Origin of the sequence: Acetobacter sicerae, from assembly GCF_011516765.1 — a bacterium.
Taxonomy (GTDB): Bacteria; Pseudomonadota; Alphaproteobacteria; order Acetobacterales; family Acetobacteraceae; genus Acetobacter; species Acetobacter sicerae.
In genome coordinates, this window is record NZ_JAAABN010000006.1 from 1 (window position 1) to 19,536 (window position 19,536).

General features: G+C 57.5%; 18 protein-coding genes and 1 other RNA gene. 13 read left to right on the forward strand and 6 right to left on the reverse strand.

From position 1 onward, the window contains the following. Positions 1 to 163: 163 nt before the first annotated feature. From GVI59_RS08095 to hpnK, 4 genes are all read left to right on the forward strand, one after another. On the forward strand, positions 164 to 796 hold the full coding sequence (locus GVI59_RS08095) for an ABC transporter substrate-binding protein (RefSeq protein WP_173573785.1): 633 nt from the start codon (positions 164 to 166) through the stop codon (positions 794 to 796). An 86-nt stretch (positions 797 to 882) separates the two neighbouring features. Beyond that, positions 883 to 2,073 carry a bacteriohopanetetrol glucosamine biosynthesis glycosyltransferase HpnI gene (gene hpnI, locus GVI59_RS08100; RefSeq protein WP_173573786.1) on the forward strand — a complete coding sequence of 397 codons (1,191 nt, stop codon included), beginning with the start codon at positions 883 to 885 and terminating at the stop codon, positions 2,071 to 2,073. 156 nt (positions 2,074 to 2,229) lie between these two features. Continuing rightward, the gene (gene hpnJ, locus GVI59_RS08105; RefSeq protein ID WP_173573787.1) at positions 2,230 to 3,654 is read left to right on the forward strand and encodes a hopanoid biosynthesis associated radical SAM protein HpnJ; all 1,425 of its coding nucleotides are present in this window, start codon (positions 2,230 to 2,232) and stop codon (positions 3,652 to 3,654) included. A 10-nt stretch (positions 3,655 to 3,664) separates the two neighbouring features. Next, the gene (gene hpnK, locus GVI59_RS08110) at positions 3,665 to 4,513 is read left to right on the forward strand and encodes a hopanoid biosynthesis-associated protein HpnK (protein WP_173573788.1); all 849 of its coding nucleotides are present in this window, start codon (positions 3,665 to 3,667) and stop codon (positions 4,511 to 4,513) included. 23 nt (positions 4,514 to 4,536) lie between these two features. Here hpnK and GVI59_RS08115 read toward each other — a convergent pair whose 3' ends face one another. Continuing rightward, a complete protein-coding gene (locus GVI59_RS08115; protein ID WP_173573789.1) occupies positions 4,537 to 5,634 on the reverse strand; it encodes a cysteine desulfurase family protein in 1,098 nt (365 codons plus the stop codon). A gap of 594 nt (positions 5,635 to 6,228) precedes the next feature. Between GVI59_RS08115 and GVI59_RS08120 the strand changes: the two genes are divergently transcribed. The 3 genes from GVI59_RS08120 (at position 6,229) to GVI59_RS08130 (ending at position 9,035) form a co-directional block, all read left to right on the forward strand. After that, complete coding sequence (locus GVI59_RS08120) at positions 6,229 to 6,894, forward strand: alpha/beta hydrolase (RefSeq protein WP_010666971.1); 666 nt, start codon at positions 6,229 to 6,231, stop codon at positions 6,892 to 6,894. Between the two features lie 99 nt (positions 6,895 to 6,993). After that, positions 6,994 to 8,262: a tyrosine--tRNA ligase gene (gene tyrS / locus GVI59_RS08125; RefSeq protein ID WP_173573790.1), complete on the forward strand. Its 1,269-nt coding sequence runs from the start codon at positions 6,994 to 6,996 to the stop codon at positions 8,260 to 8,262. A gap of 452 nt (positions 8,263 to 8,714) precedes the next feature. Continuing rightward, positions 8,715 to 9,035, forward strand: a complete 321-nt coding sequence (locus GVI59_RS08130) for a helix-turn-helix domain-containing protein (protein ID WP_173573791.1) — start codon at positions 8,715 to 8,717, stop codon at positions 9,033 to 9,035. A 44-nt stretch (positions 9,036 to 9,079) separates the two neighbouring features. Here the strand turns inward: GVI59_RS08130 and GVI59_RS08135 are convergent, their stop codons facing one another. The 4 genes from GVI59_RS08135 to ssrA all read right to left on the reverse strand — a co-directional run bounded on the left by GVI59_RS08135 (position 9,080) and on the right by ssrA (position 12,377). Beyond that, positions 9,080 to 9,472 (reverse strand): VOC family protein, encoded by a 393-nt coding sequence (locus GVI59_RS08135; RefSeq protein WP_173573792.1) that lies wholly within the window; start codon positions 9,470 to 9,472, stop codon positions 9,080 to 9,082. Between the two features lie 133 nt (positions 9,473 to 9,605). Continuing rightward, positions 9,606 to 11,297, reverse strand: a complete 1,692-nt coding sequence (locus GVI59_RS08140; RefSeq protein ID WP_173573793.1) for a fumarate hydratase — start codon at positions 11,295 to 11,297, stop codon at positions 9,606 to 9,608. Positions 11,298 to 11,339: 42 nt separating this feature from the next. Then, entirely contained in the window at positions 11,340 to 11,876 is a 537-nt protein-coding gene (locus tag GVI59_RS08145) for an SspB family protein (RefSeq protein ID WP_173573794.1), read from the reverse strand. 175 nt (positions 11,877 to 12,051) lie between these two features. Then, positions 12,052 to 12,377: a transfer-messenger RNA gene (gene ssrA, locus GVI59_RS08150) on the reverse strand. Between the two features lie 67 nt (positions 12,378 to 12,444). Here ssrA and GVI59_RS08155 point away from each other — a divergent pair. The 6 genes from GVI59_RS08155 (at position 12,445) to GVI59_RS08180 (ending at position 17,697) form a co-directional block, all read left to right on the forward strand. Beyond that, on the forward strand, positions 12,445 to 13,374 hold the full coding sequence (locus tag GVI59_RS08155) for a DUF3592 domain-containing protein (RefSeq protein ID WP_173573795.1): 930 nt from the start codon (positions 12,445 to 12,447) through the stop codon (positions 13,372 to 13,374). Positions 13,375 to 13,510: 136 nt separating this feature from the next. Then, entirely contained in the window at positions 13,511 to 14,419 is a 909-nt protein-coding gene (gene thyX / locus GVI59_RS08160) for an FAD-dependent thymidylate synthase (RefSeq protein WP_173573796.1), read from the forward strand. Then, on the forward strand, positions 14,412 to 14,651 hold the full coding sequence (locus tag GVI59_RS08165) for a hypothetical protein (RefSeq protein ID WP_173573797.1): 240 nt from the start codon (positions 14,412 to 14,414) through the stop codon (positions 14,649 to 14,651). The genes thyX and GVI59_RS08165 overlap by 8 nt, the downstream gene beginning before the upstream one ends. 133 nt (positions 14,652 to 14,784) lie before the next feature. Further along, positions 14,785 to 15,975 carry an MFS transporter gene (locus GVI59_RS08170; RefSeq protein WP_173573798.1) on the forward strand — a complete coding sequence of 397 codons (1,191 nt, stop codon included), beginning with the start codon at positions 14,785 to 14,787 and terminating at the stop codon, positions 15,973 to 15,975. Between the two features lie 173 nt (positions 15,976 to 16,148). Next, positions 16,149 to 17,372 (forward strand): GTP-binding protein, encoded by a 1,224-nt coding sequence (locus GVI59_RS08175; protein WP_173573799.1) that lies wholly within the window; start codon positions 16,149 to 16,151, stop codon positions 17,370 to 17,372. Next, positions 17,365 to 17,697 carry a DUF6525 family protein gene (locus GVI59_RS08180; RefSeq protein WP_173573800.1) on the forward strand — a complete coding sequence of 111 codons (333 nt, stop codon included), beginning with the start codon at positions 17,365 to 17,367 and terminating at the stop codon, positions 17,695 to 17,697. Before GVI59_RS08175 ends, GVI59_RS08180 begins: the two co-directional genes overlap by 8 nt. A gap of 231 nt (positions 17,698 to 17,928) precedes the next feature. On the opposite strand, the gene GVI59_RS08185 is transcribed toward GVI59_RS08180, so the two are convergent. Continuing rightward, positions 17,929 to 19,476, reverse strand: a complete 1,548-nt coding sequence (locus GVI59_RS08185; RefSeq protein WP_408736608.1) for a trypsin-like peptidase domain-containing protein — start codon at positions 19,474 to 19,476, stop codon at positions 17,929 to 17,931. Positions 19,477 to 19,536: the final 60 nt, after the last annotated feature.

The window sequence follows — 19,536 nt, forward strand, 5'->3', positions numbered from 1 at the left end:
CATGACGCTCCCGGATATGTTCATCGACCATGACAGCCAGTTCGAGCAATACAACGTCGCACACCTCAACGCCCCATACATCGTCCAGACAGCGCTCGCAGCGCTGGGGGTCGTTGAAGAACAGTCCTCATCTGTGAGAATGGCCTCAGGAGTATAAAAGCAAATGACCAGACTACGGTTTCCGGCCCTGTCAGCCCTTGTCCTTGGTGCTTCTCTTTCCTTTCAGTCTTTCGGTGTCCATGCACAGAACGCCACTGCAGTGACGGCGCCGGTTCAGGCTCTCAATCAGGCTCTGGACGCAATCCAGCAGCCGAACTCAGGCAGTTTTGCTGCACGCACCAGTAAACTGGCGCCTGTCGTAGATCAGTCATACGATCTGGAAAGCGTTCTGCGCGCTTCTGTCGGCGCCTCACGCTATGCCCAGCTTTCCGCTGACGACAAACAGAAGCTGATGGTCGCTTTCCGCGAATATACGGTCGCCCGTTATCTTTCGAGCTTCAAGCCGGGTTCCGGTGCGAAATTCAGCCTTTCACCAGAAATCAGCGCCCTGCCGGTCGCGTCCGAACAGAAGGTGACGACACATATCGGGTCGGATGAAAACCCGCAGGGAACAGAAATCGACTATGTCATGCGTCAGGAAAATGGCAGCTGGAAGATTGTCGATGTGTTGCTGCAAGGGCATATCAGTCAGGTCGTTGCTCAGCGCTCCGATTTCGGCTCGACGCTGGCGTCCAGTGATGTGAACGGTCTCATTGCTGTTCTGAACAAAAAAGTGAAGACCTTCTCGGAGGACTGATTCCCTATGCTTCGGAGCCTGCCTGCGACCGGTCCTTCTGCCGTTGCATTTGATACGATGCAGACGACCGTTATCCGGCAGTCCTGATGACCCTTCTGCATGATCTCGCCATTTTCTGCGATGTCCTCGGCGTCGCAGGAGCTGTTCAGGCTGCACTCGGCACATTGCTGGTGATTCGCTTTCGCTCGGACGAGAAGAAAGCGACGCCCGCGCACGATCTCCAGCCACCGGTCACCATCCTGAAGCCTCTTCATGGGGATGAACCGCTGCTAGCAGAGGCTCTGGAGAGTTTCTGCACGCAGGATTACCCCGCTTTCCAGATTGTTTTCGGGGTTCAGCGGGCCAACGATCCAGCCATTGAAATGGTTGAGCATCTCCAGAAACGGCACCCGCACATTGATATGTGCCTTGTCATCAACGGCACGCAGCATGGCGACAACCGCAAGGTCGGCAATCTGATCAACATGCTGCCGAGAGCCCGGCATGATCTGCTGGTCATCTCTGATTCCGACATTCATGTCAGCCCGGACTACCTGCAACAGGTCGTCAAAAAGCTTGTGCTGCCGGACACCGGACTGGTGACCACAATCTATGCCGGACTACCTGCCAGCCGGAATATTCCGCGCCTGTTCGCCGCCTGCCAGATCAACCACAACTTCCTGCCGGGGGTTCTGCTGTCCCGTTATCTGGGACGACAGGACTGTCTCGGCGCGACCATGGCTCTCTCCCGCACGACTCTCGAAGAGGTCGGGGGATTTCAGGCTCTGGTCTCCCATGTCGCCGATGACGCCATTCTCGGACGTCTTGTCCGAGCCAATGGGCAAAATATTGCAATCGCCGAAACCATGACATGGACCACGATTGCTGAAACCACTTTCACGGATCTGCTGATCCACGAGCTACGCTGGGGACGCACCGTGCGCGCCCTTGCTCCGGCGGGTTATATGGCTTCCGCGATCCAGCTGCCGCTGTTCTGGCTTTCATTCGCCGTGCTTCTGCAGCCACATGCAGCGGGTTTTCTGACATTTTTTCTATGGGGATGGGCTTTTCGGGCGCTCTGCGCGTTTGCAATGGACCGGACCGTCGGACAGAGATCCCTGCTTCCTCTCCTCCTGCTGCCTTTCCGTGACTGGCTTTCAGCCGCCGTCATGGTCGGCAGCATGACTGGTTCACGCGTGGACTGGCGGGGGCATACCATGCATGTCACCCCCCATCCTGCCGTCGCCCCTTCCGTTCCGCCTGTCGGCACCCCACTTTCTCCCAATGACGGTCCCTGAAACCCTCGTTGAAACGGAGCAGATGAGAGTGCCACCAGTCGTATTTGACAGTTAGACTACGCTCCTTTCCGCAGCGAACACTTGCCATGCGCTCCCGCTGGCGATACCCGTCTGCAACTTTTTGTTTCGGCGAATGCCAGATTAAGGATTTCGCGCATGTTAAAGACCCTGTTTCTGCAGCCTCCCACTTTCGACGGGTTCGATGGAGGCGCCGGTTCGCGCTATCAGGCCAAGCGCGAGATCAAATCTTTCTGGTATCCGACATGGCTGGCTCAGCCTGCGGCCCTTGTCGAAGGAAGCCGTCTGATTGATGCGCCTCCCGCCGGCATCGGCATGGAGCCGATTCTTGAGGATGTGAAAAACCGCGATCTGGTCATCATCCATACCTCGACGCCTTCCTTCTCGAAGGATGTCGAAGTCGCGCAGATGATCAAGGACGTGAATCCGAACATCAAGATCGGGTTTGTTGGCGCGAAAGTGGCGGTTCAGCCGGAAGAAAGCCTGCTCAAGGCTCCGGTGGTGGACTTCGTCGCCCGCAACGAATTCGACTTCACCATCAAGGAAATCGCCGAAGGTCGCGAATTCAAGGACGTTGACGGCATCAGCTATCGCAACAGCGAAGGCGAGATCATCAACAACCGTGACCGCGCCATGATCGAGAACATGGACAGCCTGCCGTTCGTGACAGAGGTCTACAAGCGCGACCTCAATATCGAAGACTACTTCATCGGCTACCTGATGCACCCGTATATCTCGATCTACACGGGTCGTGGCTGTAAATCCCGCTGCACGTTCTGCCTGTGGCCGCAGACGGTCGGCGGCCATCACTACCGCACGCGCAGCCCGCAGCACGTCGCCGCCGAGATCCGTCTGGCGAAGCAGTATTTCCCGCAGGTGAAGGAGTTCTTCTTCGACGACGACACCTTCACCGACGACCTGCCGCGCGCCGAGGCCATCGCCAGAGAGCTTGGCAAGCTGGGCGTCACATGGTCCTGCAACGCCAAGGCCAATGTTCCCCGCAAGACGCTAGAGATCCTGAAGGACAACGGCCTTCGTCTGCTGCTCGTCGGCTACGAGAGCGGTAACCAGCAGATCCTTCACAACATCAAGAAGGGCATGCGTGTCGAAGTGGCGCGTGAGTTCACCAAGAACTGCCACGAGCTGGGGATCAAGATCCACGGCACCTTCATTCTCGGCCTGCCGGGCGAGACGAAGGAGACCATTCAGGAAACCATCAATTTCGCCAAGGACATCAACCCGCACACGCTGCAGGTGTCCCTCGCCGCGCCATATCCCGGCACGGCCCTGCACAAGCAGGCGATCGAAAACGGCTGGTTCGATGAATCTCATGCCGAGTTGATCGACGAGAACGGCGTGCAGATGGCTCCGCTGCACTACCCTCACCTGTCGCACACGGAAATCTTCAACGGCGTGGAGGAATTCTACAAGAAGTTCTACTTCCGCGCCCCGAAGATCGCCTCCATCGTCAGCGAGATGGTGCGCAGCCCGCAGATGATGAAGCGTCGTCTGCGTGAAGGTGTGGAGTTCTTCCACTTCCTGCGCGACCGTAACGCGGCCTGATCCGACTCTCATGCGACGCGCGATCATTTCCTCCGATGACTTCGGCCTGTCAGTCGAAGTCAACGAAGCCATTGAGATCGCGCACCGCGATGGCGTTCTCTCCACAGCCAGCCTGATGATGGCCGGACCTGCGGTTGAAGACGCCATCGAACGCGCCAGACGCATCCCGACGCTGCATGTCGGGCTGCATCTGGTGGTGATCGAAGGACCATGCGTCCTTCCCCCTTCAGAAATCCCACTGCTGGTTTCACCCGATGGACAGTTTCCGTCCGATCAGCTGAAGCTGGGCATCAACTATTTTTTCCGGCCCGCAGTCCGGAAGCAGCTTGCAGCCGAGATCGAAGCACAGTTCGCGGCCTTTGCGCGGACAGGGCTTACGCTCGATCATGCCAACGCCCACAAGCACATGCATCTGCATCCAACTGTCGGAAAGCTGATGATCGAAAGCGGCAAACGGCGTGGCCTCCGCGCCGTGCGAGTTCCTCTGGAACCGCCAGAGCCATTGATGGCAGCCGGCACCTATGTCGACAGCTTTGGAGCGGCGGCCCTCCGTCACTGGACAAAGCTTTTACGCTGGCAGGCCCGCTCCGCTGGCATGGTGACGAACGACTGGTGTTTCGGCATCGAATGGAGCGGCCACATGACGCCAGACCGTGTTGCTGCTCTGGCTGCTCATCTCCCCGATGGCGTCTCTGAAATCTATTTTCATCCCGCCACGCACAAGAACGCACTGCTTCAGAAGCTTATGCCAACGTATGAGCATGAAGCGGAGCTGGCTGCCCTATGCAGTCCCGGCTTTCGAGCTGGTCTGGCCGACTCACACACAGACCTGATCGGCTGGAGCGACCTTTCCCGCTGACAACTGCGGAAAAATCTCTCTCCTCAACCTGCTTTTCTTCGTGCCGCCATTTTGCCGTAAGCCAGGATGAACTCATCCACATGGCGAGCTTCCACGTTCCATGGCAGTGACACACGCAGAGCATTACTCGCCAGATCGTCCAATCCCATGGCATGCAGCACATGAGACCCACCAACCTTGCCTGAAGAACAGGCTGATCCCGCCGAAACGCAGAATCCCGCGAGATCCAGCGCAATCAACTGCGCCTCACTACGAACACCCGGCAGCAACAGGCAGGATGTGTTCGCCAGTCTGGGAGCGTCCACACCGCAGACCTGCACTCCCTGTTGCAAAGCCGTGGTCTCAAGTCTGTCGCGGAGCGCTCCCGGATCGACAGGGCGCGCCAGAGCAGCGTCCAGAGCCGCCGCCATGGACGCAATGGCGGGAAGCGCCTGTGTTCCCCCGCGCCGCCCCCGTTCCTGTCCGCCTCCCGCCTGCATGGGCGGCACAACAACCGGCCCATTCCCGGCCAGCACCAGAGCTCCAGCCCCCTTCAGTCCACCGAATTTGTGGCCCGAGAGCGCAACGCTGTCCGCTCCCAAATCAGCGAGACTGACCGGCATACGCCCGACAGCCTGAACTGCATCGACATGCAATGTCGCCTGTGCAGCACGACAGAGACGACTGACTTCACGAATGGGATTGATGACGCCGGTCTCGTTATTGGCCAGCATGATGCAGACTAGCGTTTCCTGAGAACGGTCTGCGAGCTTTTGCTCGAGAACAGCGAGGTCTATCCGGCCATCAGACAGAACGGGCAGCACTTCCACCTGATCCGTGTCATCGGACGCCTTGCGGACCGCGTCATGTTCTGTCGCGCCGACAAGGCGACGACGTCCTTTACCAAGCCCCTTCACGGCTAACGTGTTGGCCTCGGTACCCCCTGAAGTGAAAACGCAATTATCCGGGTGCACACCGAGATGGGCCGAGACACTTCGCCGGGCGTGATCCAGCATGGCGCGCGCCTGTCGTCCGGCGCTGTGAGGCGATGAGGGATTGCCGACGATAGCCATGGCGTCCATGGCCGCCTCCCGCGCTTCCGGACGCAACGGCTCTGTCGCGTTGGCATCAAGATAAATCATGGATACCGGACTTTTCATTCAGGATATGATGGCCGGACAGGACTGGTTTTTCAGCCATTTTCAATGACTTTGATCACAAATGTACGATTTATGTGGCAAACTGCGCTCTCAAACCGCTATATGTGGCTCAAGGGACACGATTCGTGGGAAACATTGATCGCGTCCGCCAAGTCCGGCGTATGTTGCAGCAATGCCGCAGCCCGGAGATCATAATGGATGGTCCTACTGCCGAGTCAACCGTGGTTGGCAGGTGTCCGGCCAGACACACCAGAGTGGCTTCTGAACGCCACGAAGGAACAAGGATTGCGGCCGGTGCAAGGCACGGTTTACCCGACTGACGCAGGTTATGCGCACATTTTGACCCGAATAGTGGTAGATTAAGCGTCCCACCATGTCACGCAAGTGAAAACATTATGACGGCTTTCCGGAAGAGGTGAATGTCTCCGGAAGGCTGATTTGCGCCTCTGGTTTCAGGGGCATTTTTGATTTCGAACCCGGCAGGGAATGCGAGGCATCGCTTCTTTCCGGACAGAGTCCTCTAAACAGGTTTCCAGTCATGCCCAGGGACGGAAACCAGAAAATTGCGGAAACATAATGCCTGAGGTTATGTTCGCCGGCCCCGATGGCCGCCTTGAAGGACGTTACCATCACTCGAGCGAGCCGAATGCGCCGCTCGCCCTTGTGCTCCACCCTCACCCGCTGCATGGCGGGACCATGAACAACCGCATTACCTATGCGATGTATCGTTCATTTGAAAAAATGGGCTTTTCCGTCATGCGCTACAACTCGCGTGGCGTTGGTCGCTCACAGGGGCGTTATGACGGTGGTATCGGCGAGATTTCCGATGCCGCAGCAGCCCTCGACTGGATGCAGGCCGTCAACCCGAACGCCGGTGCGCTCTGGATTGCAGGTTATTCCTTCGGCGCATTCGTCGGAATGCAGCTGCTGATGCGCCGTCCGGAAGTAACGGGCTGGATCAGTGTGGCTCCTCCGGCTGCGCACTATGACTTCGGCTTCCTCGCTCCCTGTCCCTGCGGTGGTCTGATGATTGCCGGCGGCAAGGACGATCTCGCGCCGGAACCCGCCATCCACAAGCTGGTGGACAAGCTGAACACGCAGAAGAACGTGCAGGTCGATTACCGCATCTTCCCGGATGCCGACCATATCTTCGCCAAACAGGCCGATCAGGTCGTTGACGCGCTTGAAGACCATGTCAGCACGGTCATGGCCCGTCGCAGTCTGGCTCTCGCCGCAGACTGACAAAACTTTCCGCAGGACAGTCAGTCTCAAGACTGTCCTGCAGTTCCGTCCGCCCGTCCCTCGTGGTAAAGCAACGCCGCGAGACGAACAGGACCGGTGATGACAGAGCAGACCTCTCCCACAGATTTCCGTAGCCCTTTCATGCGCGAAGCTCAGGCTCGCGGCTTCCTCTTCCAGTGTACGGATGCGGAAGCGCTTGATGCGGCCATGCTCGCCGGACCTGTCACGGGCTATATCGGCTTCGATCCGACGGCGGATAGTCTGCATGTCGGCTCCGCCACACAGATCATGCTGCTGCGTCTGCTCCAGAAGCACGGCCATCGTCCCGTCGCGCTTCTCGGCGGCGGCACGGCGAAGATCGGCGATCCGTCTTTCCGCGAGGAAGCACGTTCGTTGATGTCGGACGACACCATCGCAAAAAACATCACGGGTATCGAAGGCAACCTGCGCCAGATGATGACTTTCGGTGACGGTCCGTCTGATGCCGTTCTGGCCAACAACGCCGACTGGCTGGACAAGCTTTCCTACATCGAACTGCTTCGTGAAGTAGGTGTGCATTTCTCCGTCAACCGGATGCTGTCCTTTGACTCTGTCCGCTCCCGCCTTGAACGCGAACAGGGACTGACTTTCCTTGAGTTCAACTACTCGATCCTCCAGTCCTTCGACTTCCGCGAACTGAACCGCCGTTACGGCGTGACGCTTCAGATGGGCGGCTCGGATCAGTGGGGCAACATTGTCTCCGGCATTGACCTCGTCCGACGCACGGACAGCAAGCAGGTGTTCGGTCTTACCGCTCCCCTGCTGACCACTGCTTCCGGCGCCAAAATGGGCAAGAGCGCCAAGGGCGCTGTCTGGCTATCCGCAGAAAAACTGCCAGTGTTCGAATACTGGCAGTTCTGGCGTAATACGGAAGATGCCGACGTCGGTCGCTTTCTCAAGCTGTTCACGGATCTGCCGATTGAAGAGTGCGATCGCCTCGGCTCGCTTGAGGGGGCAAGCATCAACGAGGCGAAGAAGATTCTGGCCACTGAGGCGACCGCTCTGTGTCACGGTCGCGCAGCGGCAGAGGAAGCGGAAGAAACAGCCCGAAAGGTTTTCGAGGCGGGAACCACTGCGACTGCCCTGCCGACCCGCACGTTGCCTCGCGCTGACCTTGAGGCAGGCATGCCGGCATTCCGGATTTTCATGGAAGCCGGTCTCGCCACCAGCAACGGCGAGGCGCGTCGCCTGATCCGTGGCGGTGGAGCGCGCGTGAACGATGTGCAGATCAAGGATGAAGGGCAAACGGTCTCGCTGGCGGACGCCGTAGACGGTTCGATCAAGCTTTCATCGGGCAAGAAACATCATATTCTGGTCTGCCCTGTGTAATTTTTTACACAACACTTGGACTTTAAAATTTTTTCACTCCAGAAATATAAAAAGGCAATATTTCTGGAGTTTTAATTGCAAAAATTACGCAACATCTTGTAATTCCGAAATAACAGAACTGTCAGATAGATAATTTATTACCCGCAGAGCGACATCTGTATTTCCATCATAAGACTGATAAATTGCATTGATACACGCCACTGCAATTTTATGATCGCCTTTTTTGTAGGCCTCATCTGCCAGAATAATCAGGCACCTTGTAAAATAATTCAAGCTAGCAGCCTTCAAAATTCGGTTGAGACAACTAAGCGTCAGCTGCCCGGTAACAGCTCTTTAGCCTCGAAAAGCTATATAACATTTCACACGATTCGACACATAAATCGTTAAAAACCCGTTAATATTCTTGTTTTATTTTAAAGACGAAGTGAAAATGTTTCCAAATACATAGATTTATGAAAGCGATGTTTTTATATATCCATATCAAAAAACATGAGATTTACTTACTTCTTTACGCGCTTCCGAGAGATATCAAACGCATTGGAAAAAATGGGATGCAAAACCAATTAACAATAATTATCGGCACCAACATGAAAAAAAGGCGCCAGGATCGCAGCCTGACGCTTGAGCAGCTCTCCGCGATTTCTGGTATAGATAAAGAGCGCCTGAAACTTTTCGAAGACTGCAAGGCCAGACCTGATGCGGAAGAGCTGCTGGATATTTGCAAGGCTCTGGAAATAAGCATTTCAGACCTGCTGGATGTAAAATCCAACTAGCCCCCCCCCCTTGCAAACAGAACCAGAAACGCAAACGGTCTGACCTATCCCTGATAGGAGGCGATTTCGATCAGGTTCTGGTCGGGGTCATGGCAATAAACTGAGGTCACCGGGCCAAGCGCTCCGAGGCGGGCCACAGGACCTTCAACAACCTCCACACCGCAGCCTTTGAGATGGTCGATCACATCTGCACTGGCGACAGCCGCGATGAAACATAGATCATTGGTGCCGCAGGAAGCGAACTGAGCCGTCTCCCAGCCTTCCATGCCTTCCGGCCGCAGATTGATCTTCTGACCACCGAACTTCAGAGCCGTGCGATTGTGACGGCCATATTCCTCACGTTCCATGCCCAGAACACGCTGATACCAGGACGCCGAGACCTCAATATCACGGACAGTGAGAACAACGTGGTCCAGTCGATCAACGGTGAAGCGCATGAGACAATGCCTTACTCTGAAGCGTATCCGCCTTGCGACGCCGAGGACATGGCGTCGCTTTCGTAATGTCTATTGAACGGCGTTGCCGGAGGAAAGCAAGCCCTCCTCCGGCACAGAGCAGATTATCGGCAGATCAGGTCAGACCGGCGTAGAAGTCGTTGCCCTTGTCATCAATGACGATGAATGCAGGGAAATTCTCGACTTCGATCTTCCAAACCGCTTCCATGCCCAGTTCCGGATATTCCAGCACCTCGACCTTGCGGATGCAGTCCTTGGCCAGACGAGCCGCCGGACCACCGACCGAGCCGAGGTAGAACCCGCCATAGGTCTGGCAGGCGTCCTTCACGGCCTTGGAGCGGTTGCCCTTGGCCAGCATCACATAGGAACCGCCAGCCTTCTGGAGTTCGGCGACATACGAATCCATGCGGCCTGCTGTCGTCGGACCGAAGGAACCGGTCGGCATACCCGCCGGGGTCTTGGCCGGACCGGCGTAATAGACCGGATGGTCCTTGAGATACTGCGGCAGCCCCTCGCCCTTCTCCAGACGCTCCTTGAACTTGGCGTGGGCGATATCACGCGCCACGACCATCGTGCCGGTCAGGGACAGACGCGTCTTGACGGGATATTTCGACAGTTCCTTGCGGATCTCGTCCATCGGACGGTTGAGGTCGATGTTGACCGCCTCGCCTTCGAGATGTTCATCGGTCGTCTCGGGCAGGAAACGGGCAGGATCGTGCTCAAGCTGTTCGAGGAACACGCCTTCCGCCGTGATCTTCGCCTTCGCCTGACGGTCCGCCGAGCAGGACACACCGATGCCCACCGGGAAGGATGCGCCGTGACGCGGCAGACGCACGACCCGCACGTCATGGCAGAAATACTTGCCACCGAACTGCGCGCCGATGCCTAGTTTCTGGGTCAGCTTCAGAACTTCCGCTTCCATTTCCCTGTCACGGAACGCCTGCCCGTTTTCGTTCCCCTTGTCGGGCAGCGAATCGTAATAGTGCGTGGAGGCCATCTTGACGGTCTTGAGCGTCTGCTCGGCGGACATGCCGCCCAGCACGATGGCGAGATGATAAGGCGGACAGGCCGACGTGCCGAGGGTGCGGAGTTTGGTCTCCAGCCACTTGAGCAGCGTCTCCTTATTGAAGATCAGCGCCCGCGTTTCCTGAAACAGGAACGTCTTGTTGGCTGAACCGCCGCCCTTGGCGACGAACAGGAGGTCGTATTCCTCAGGGTGATAATCGCCCGGATTAGCGGCGATATCGACCTGCACGGGTAGGTTGGTGCCGGTGTTCTTCTCGTCGAAGATCGTCAGCGGCGCCATCTGTGAATAGCGCAGAGCCGTGGTCGTGTAGGTCTTGTAAACACCGCGGGCGAAGGCTTCGTCGTCATTGCCTTCGACCCAGATGCGCTGGCCTTTCTTGCCGACGACAATGGCTGTGCCGGTATCCTGACACATCGGCAGCGCGCCACCAGCTGCGATGCAGGCGTTCTTCAGCAGGTCGAGCGCGACAAACCGGTCATTGTCGGACGCTTCCGGGTCCTTGAGGATGTTGGCGAGCGACTGGAGATGCGAGGGCCGCAGCAGATGGGCGATATCGTTGAACGCCTCCGCCGCCAGCGCGGACAGGGTTTCCGGCTCGACATGCAGGATGGTTTTGTCACCGACCTTCGATGTGCTGACCCCACCGAGATCGAGCTTGCGGTAGGGAGTTTCATCCTTGCCCAACTGAAACAGCGGGGCATAGGAAAAATCCTTGATCGCTGGCGTCTTGAACGCAGCCTTCTGCGCCGGAGCTTTTGGCGCGGTGGTGTCAGCAGTCATCGTCTCAGTCTCCGATCGGGCGTCCGGCTGGGCCTTGCGGCGTCAGTTCGGTTTCGGGCCCTTTTTACGAAAAGCATCGAGACTCACGACAGCGGCGTCCCCTTTCGGAGCCAGATCTTCCGGCTCTGTTTCAGGAACAGTCTCCGCCTCCACCACTTCCGCTTCGTGCTGGGCTTTTTCCGTCGGGTTGAAGCGCATTGAAAGCTGGATGTGGGGGTCCGCGAAGCCGGTGATGGCCGCCACCGGGATCGTGAGTATCGAACCGACTCCTCCGAAGGACAGGCCGACCGAAACGCAGCGCTGTTCACGGTCCACTTTCAGATCCCAGAACTGATGCTGCAACACGATCGTCATCTCATGCGGATACTGGGCGCGCAGACGCGATGGAATATCCACGCCCGGCCAGTCGGTCCGGAAAGACAGATAGAAATGATGCTCGCCTGCAAGCCCTTCGCGGCTCACATGTTCGAGCGCACGCAGCATGACTTCGCGATAGGCGTCTTCCATCCAGACGTCATACGGCAGCATGCTCTCCGGCAGATCGCCGCCCGGTCCGCTGCCATCCTGATTGTCGGTCATGGAAAAATCCCCTGTCTTCTGCCCGCTCTATAGTGTGGCGCCTGTATACCACACCTGTCCCGTGAAAGGTTATCTCGGCGGCATGGATGAGGCAAAGACAGAAGGAAGGCAACCCACCTGCAGCACTGTATGGTCACAGAGAGGTGAAGCTGATCGAGTGGATTATTCTCTGAGGTGGGAGGGCTTCTGTTGCCCGGTGCCCTCCCGAACCGCGCTTATCGCTTATGCAGCGACAGCGAGCACCTCTGAGTTATCGTTGGCACTTGTAAGTTAGCCCGATGACGGCGGTACAATGCCGGGCAAAAGGAAAGTCTTTACCACGCGTGTCGAGCCTGTTTCGTCCCCACAATCCCGAACTGGCCGGGAGTTTTCTTGGTGGAGACGCCGGGTACCGCCCCCGGGTCCACAACGCTTATTCCAAATTCCGTTTATCGCCATAGCCAAGGGTCGAACCCTCCTGCACTCATGAAGATAGGGATATGACTTCTTTTCCGCAAGGTCTTTGTAAAAATCCTCAGACCCATAACACTCCCCTGCTCAATATCTCTTTCAAAAATATCAGTGCATCATGCAGACCATCGACCATAGAGAGCGACGTGAAAAGACAGAGCGAGCAGCCGATATGACGTCTAAGTGGGCTATTCCTTCCGCGCTTGACTGCCCGCTTCCGCGCAACGTCATCAGACAGACCCCCATAGACCCCGTCATGCGCTGGGCGCTGTATCTCCTGTTGCTGATGAGTTTCCTCTTGATGGGAGTGCTTTTTCTCGGCGAATATCTAGCGCTTCATCGCTGGGAAACACATGGTCAAGTTACGACTGCCATTATCGAAGACGCCCATACTGTCGTGGAACACCGACGAAACCGGAGCGACTGGCGGTGCGTGATAAACTATTCATACGCTACAACGGACAGAACATATATTCGAGGAAAAGACAGCGGTCCGCTTGAGGATGGTTGTCAGAGCGAAATTGGTAAAACCATCAGCGTTCGCTATCTGCGCGAGCAACCCGAGGAAAGCATTCCGACGTCCACTATTGCCACTTTGAAACGACAAGGAGTCATTCTGATCATCTCTGCAGTCGGCTGTATTGGTTTTCTCATTATTTGCGTCCGATGCGCCCTCTTTCTGTTTTCCCAAAAAGAAAAACGACTTCTCGCATGGGGCACACCAGTAGCTGGCACGATTTACAAATCCTGTATTTTCCGACGTAAAGGCGTACTTTATCTGAGAATCTGGTGCCGATATTCTAGTCAGGATGGGCGTGCCCACACAGTCCGACGCACATTTTCACTATTTGACCAGATTTTACTGTTTAATCAGAGAGATAAGAGTTGCAGTATCCTGAAAAAATTTCAGGACAACACAACAGTTCTTTATGATCCTACGCACCCTTGGCTCGCAGCGCTTTATCCTTTGGAAATTTTCAAAATTAACGAGTCTGCTCCACGACATCAGACACCAATCCCTGCGAAAGAGGATGCTCCCATTTCCTGATCAAAAAAATAAATCAAAACCATTTTCCTGTCCTCACACCTATAATTCAATTCCCGCCGTGTGCTAGGGCCACTCAACCACGACTGCGGGCCACGCAGCCACCCGATTCAGACCCAAGATACAAGGCCGGATGACCATGCCCCTGACCGACGCACAGCGCACAGAAATCGAAGAGCATGGCCAGACAACCGCCACGACCAAACGCCCGACCGTGTCCGCGCTGGAAGACATTCTCTTCAAGGCGCATCCGGTTCTGGACCACGGCTTCGTCCGTGTGATCGACTATATGGGCGACGATGCCGCCATCGTGCAGGCCGCCCGCGTGTCCTATGGACGCGGCACCCGCAAGGTCTCGGAAGATACCGGTCTGATCCGCTATCTGATGCGGCATCGCCACTCGACCCCGTTCGAGATGTGCGAGATCAAATTCCACATCAAACTGCCGATCTTTATCGCCCGTCAGTGGATTCGTCATCGCACGGCCAACGTGAACGAATATTCCGCGCGCTACTCGATCCTCGACCGGGAGTTCTATCTCCCCTCCCCCGAGCATATGGCCGCCCAGAGCGCCAGCAACCGTCAGGGTCGCGGCGATGTGCTGGACGCCGAGACCGCCGCAAAAGTCATGGACCTGCTGCGCGAAGACGCCATCCGTTGCTACGACACTTACGAAAATCTGCTCGACACCGACAACGGACCGGGTCTGGCGCGTGAACTGGCGCGGATGAACCTGACGCTGAACACCTACACCCAGTGGTACTGGAAGGTGGATCTGCACAATCTGATGCACTTCCTGTCCCTGCGCATCGATCCGCACGCTCAGTATGAAATTCGCGTCTACGCTGAAGTCATGCTGTCCATGCTCGAAGCATGGGTGCCCATCGCCGCCTCGGCGTTCAAGGAATATCGTGTCGGCGCGGTAACGTTCTCGGCCACCATGGTCGCTCTTCTTCGCAAGATGCTGGCGGGCGAGACCGTGACGCAGGAAAATTCCGGCCTGTCACGCCGCGAATGGGACGAGTTCCAGAAGGTGCTGCATGGCTGAGGAGGATACGCTTTTCCAGCCTTCTTCCGGGAAGACGCCGGAAAAGCGTCCAGTCCGCAAGTTACCCACCTTTACGCCATTCGTCGTTGCGGCCGCCTTGCTTGTGATTGTCTGGGGCGTCCTGACATTCGCCTTTCCGTCCAGCCCCGACAGTCTTCCCGCGTCGACGATATTAAAGAACACCCTGCACTCTCTGACGCACGACGACGCGAAGTCCGATCAACATCAGTAAAGATACAGTGAAGGCGGTTCTGTAAAAACTGCCCGGCTATCAACATAAAATATAAACATTGTCCCTGATTCTGCGTTATGGCTGAAAGTGGTCCTGTGCCTGCAGGCATGTACGTATTCATTTCAAGGACAACATGCTCTTCAAAACGCTTTCCGGCTCGACAATAGTCGGCCTGTGCGCGCTCTTCGCGTGCACCTTCACTGCCCTGACAAGTGAAGTCGCCCCTGTCGGCCTTCTCGTCGACATGGCGCAGGCCTTTCATATTCAGGAAGGTCAGGCAGGACTGGCGGTCAGCGCCTTCGCCCTCATGGTGGCTTTCGGCGCTGTGCCGCTGACCATCGCCACGGGCAAAATGGACCGCAAGATGCTGGTGCTGGTCTCTCTCGGCGGCTACATCGTCTCCAATCTGGTTGTCGCGCTGGCGCCCAGCTTTCTTGTCCTCTGCATGGGGCGCATGATCGGGGGGCTCGCCCATGCGGTGCTGATGTCCGTCGTCGCGGCCTACGCCGCGCGTCTCGTTCCACCGGAGATGACAGGACGCGCCATTTCCTTTGTCTACGGCGGCACGTCTCTCGGCGCGATCCTTGGAGTGCCAGGGTCAGCCGCGATCGGACATTTCGCCAGTTGGCGCATCGCCATGTTCATCATGACAGGGCTGGCAGTCATCCTTCTGGTCTTCATCGCCATCAAACTGCCGCCCGTCGCGGCCCCATCCTCCTCCGTGCCCGGCGGTGTTCCGACCATCCGTTCCCGCGAGGCCTTTCGGAACTTCGGTCTTGTCGTGCTTGTGAACGTTGTCTTCTTCTTTGCGCACAACCTGCTCTACACCTATGTGACGCCCCTTCTCCTGCAACATGGTGTCGCTGAAAACGATCTCAGCGTTGTTCTGCTCATCACCGGCAGCCTCAGTATCGTCGGACTATGGATGGCGAGTCTGATGGTGGATCGTTGCCCGGCTCTGGGGCTGCTATGTGCTGGCGGCCTGATGCTGGTCGGCATGGGGCTGATGGCCGGACATATTCTGACAGGCTGGGAGTGCGTCGTCGCCATCGCCATCTGGTGTATCGGCTTCTCCGCCATCGTGCCGTTCGTGATGTCGGGCGCCATTCGCGCCAACGCAACACAGGCTGACGTTGCGGGAGCAGCCGTCAACAGCGCCAGCAATGTGGGTATTCTGCTGGGATCAGCAACAGGCGGTCAGATCCTGTCCCTCGCCGGGTTCAGTGTGCTGACGCCTGTATCGCTCTCGATCGTGGTCCTGGGCATCGCAATCGGCCTCGCCAGCACGAAAGCTTTCCCCTGGAAGCTGGCGAACAGTCACTGATCGGGCCAGCCATTTCGCCGGGAACACAAGCGGATGCTGGTTTGTGTTCCCATATTTCTTTCCGAAAAATTGCTCGTTCCTCATTCATCTCAATTCGATATTCGCTACGTATTGTTATGTTATAACATAACATATAATGATCATCAGATCATAAGCGAAGAGATGAGGCCGTCATGGGTGAAAGACTTCCGGTAACCGTGCTTTCCGGCTTTCTGGGAGCGGGCAAAACCACGCTTCTCAACCATGTTCTGAACAACCGGGAAGGCCGGAAGGTCGCCGTGATCGTCAACGACATGAGCGACGTGAACATCGACGCCGATCTGGTGCGCGGCGGCAGCGATCTGTCCCGCACGAACGAAACGCTGGTCGAAATGAGCAATGGCTGCATCTGCTGCACACTGCGTGACGATCTGCTTCAGGAAGTCCGGCGGCTCGCAGAGAAAGGTCGCTTCGACTACCTCCTGATTGAATCGACCGGCATTGCGGAGCCTCTTCCCGTCGCAGCCACCTTCGAATTTCGTGATGAAGCCGGAGAGAGCCTGTCCGACATCGCGCGGCTCGACACAATGGTGACGGTCGTGGACGCCGCGAACCTCCTGAAAGACTACAGTTCTACAGATTTCCTGCACGACCGGGGCGAGACTGCCGGCGACGGCGACGAGCGGGCACTGGTCGATCTGCTGGTCGAACAGATCGAGTTCGCGGATGTCGTGGTGCTGAACAAGGTTTCAAGCGCCACGCCGGAACAATGCGATGCGGCCAGAAAGATCATTCAGGCGCTCAACGCCGATGCGGACATCATCGAAGCGGATCACGGCATCGTCTCCTGCGCTCAGATTCTGGACACCCACCGTTTCGACTATGATAAGGCCCATAAACACCCACTTTGGTACAAGGAACTGTTCGAATTTCAGAGCCACGTTCCAGAAACCGAAGAATATGGCATCCACACCTTTGTCTGGCGGGCGCGACGTCCTTTGGTGCCGGAGCGATTCAAAGCCTTCATCGACAGCATGTGGCCGGGTGTCATCCGGGCAAAAGGCCATTTCTGGCTGGCGACACGCCCCGAATGGGTGGGCGAACTGGGTCAGGCGGGCGCACTGGTCCGCACACAGGCGCTGGGGCGCTGGTGGGTCACCATTCCCAGGGATCACTGGCCGGACAGTGATGAATGGCGCGATCATGTTTTCTCGAAATGGGACCCGGTTTACGGGGATCGACGACAGGAAATCGTCTTTATCGGCACATCAGAGATGGATGAGGTCGCCATCGCAGCAGCGCTGAACGCCTGCCTTGTGCCTGACCTGAAGGCAGACCGGTTCGATCCGCTGCTTTTTGCGCACCTGCCAGATCCTTTCCCTGTCTGGGGGCAGCAGGAGGCGCTGGAAGATGCCTGACATCGCTGCCAACAACGAACGGACATTCCGCCACGAGATGTGGCGTCGTTACGACGGGGATGACTGGGCGGCCTTTGACGCCCTGCCCGCGAGCATCCGCAGGCGCGTGACGGAACATGCTTACGATGCCTGGTCGGTCAACGTGATGATCCTGTGGCGACACTACAAGGGAATTTACGGACGCACGGCAAGGGCCGAGCGCGCGCTGCTACGCTATCTTGATTATTGCGAGCGGCTGGAACGGGAAGCTTTCGCCGCACGCTACGGCGAGACATATGGCATGACCCTGCCTCATGACGCGGCGGATGTAACGGTTCTGCGGTAAAGGTAAAATGACCATAGTCTGAAGATGGTCAGGGCACATTCTTATCCGCGCCGTTCCGCAGCGCGCAGGCGGAAGCGAAGGCTCGGTGCCTGCTCATGTCAATGCAGGGTGACAGTTTTTCAGGGTTTTATCCCTGTTTGTTAAAATAAACGGGCGCACAGAAATGTCCGTGCGCCCGCCAGAACGAAATCGGTCTTCCCACCCTGAACAGGAAGGAAGGCCTGTTACGCCTTACTGCCCGTCGTCGTCTGAAGACGGAGCGTTATTGTCTGAACTTCCATCCAGAGAAATCGCCACAAAGAGCGACTGCCCCTCACGCAGGATACGCAGCATCACCGCATGACGCGCTTTCAGAGCCGCCGTGACAGCCGAAACGGTAGCGGACGGCGTTTCCACGGACTGTTCCCCGACAGCCTGAATCAGATCCCCCGGCCGCAGACCGGCCTGATCCGCCGGAGAACCGGGCTGAACATCAGACACGACCACACCATGCACGGAGTGATCGAGGCCAAGCTGCTGGCGGATGTCCCCAGTCAGCGGCGCCAGCGTGACGCCAATCTTCTCGCCATGCGCGCCGGCTCCGGCGGTGGAGGCGCTGCTGGCGGCGGACTGGTTCACGATGTGCACGGTCAGGTCTTTTGGCGCACCGTTCCGCAGGACCGTGATGGTGGCGTCCGTGCCCGGTGTCACAGCCGCAACCTTCACGGCGAGGGCGTGCGGCGTTTCAACCGTCTTCCCGTTCAGCTTGACGATCACATCACCCGGCTTGATCCCGGCCTTGGCCGCCGGGCTGTCAGGTGTGATGTTGGCGACCAGCGCACCGGCTGGCGGAGCGCCCGGACTGGCAGGCTTCAGGTTCAGCGCACTGGCCATGGACTGCGAAATGACCTGCGCTTCCACGCCCAGATAGCCGCGTGTCACATGACCGGTCTTCTGAAGCTGCGACACCACCGTCTTCACAATATCGGACGGAATGGCGAAGCCGATGCCGATTGATCCACCGGACGGCGAGAAGATGGCGGTGTTCACACCAATCACCTTGCCATCCTGGGTGATGAGCGGACCGCCCGAGTTGCCGCGGTTGATCGGCGCGTCGACCTGGAAGAAGTTGTCGTAAGGACCGTCGCCGATGTCACGCCCCAGCGCGGAGATGATGCCCGCCGTAACGGTGCCGCCCAGCCCGTAGGGATTGCCCACGGCGATGACCCATTCACCGGGCTGCACATCGTCGGATTCACCGAGTTCGATGAACGGCAGTTTTCTGGTGCTGTTCAGCTTGAGCAGGGCGATATCGGTTTTCGGATCACGACCAATGACGCGGGCCTGAAGGGTCGTGCCGTCATCGAGTGTCGCCGTGACCTTGGTTGCGCCCTTGACGACGTGATTGTTGGTCACGACAAAACCGTCAGCCGAGAGAATGAACCCCGATCCGCGCGCTTCCACCGTCTGACGCTGCTGCGGCATCATCTGGAACGGGAACGGAAAGGGGAAAGGCGACTGCTGCATGCCCTGTTCTTCGCCCTCGCCTGCATCCGGACGAATCATGGCGGTGATGGACACAACAGCAGGCTTCACCTGCTTCACCAGAGTCACGAAATCGGGAATGGTCCTGTTCGGACTGGTCGGCTGGATGGGGCCGGGCGCGTCGGCCAGGGCGGATGACATCAGACCGGGGGCGAGAGGTGATGCAAGCGCGATGGTTCCGAGACCCGCCATGACGGCGGCTGTCGTCATGAAACGCTTGCGGGTCTGGCGGATCGACGAATTCTTTACTGGCATGTCTTTTCCGATAAATCCCTTGAACCGGGTCGTCTTGCGACCCGGACCGATGATGGTCGG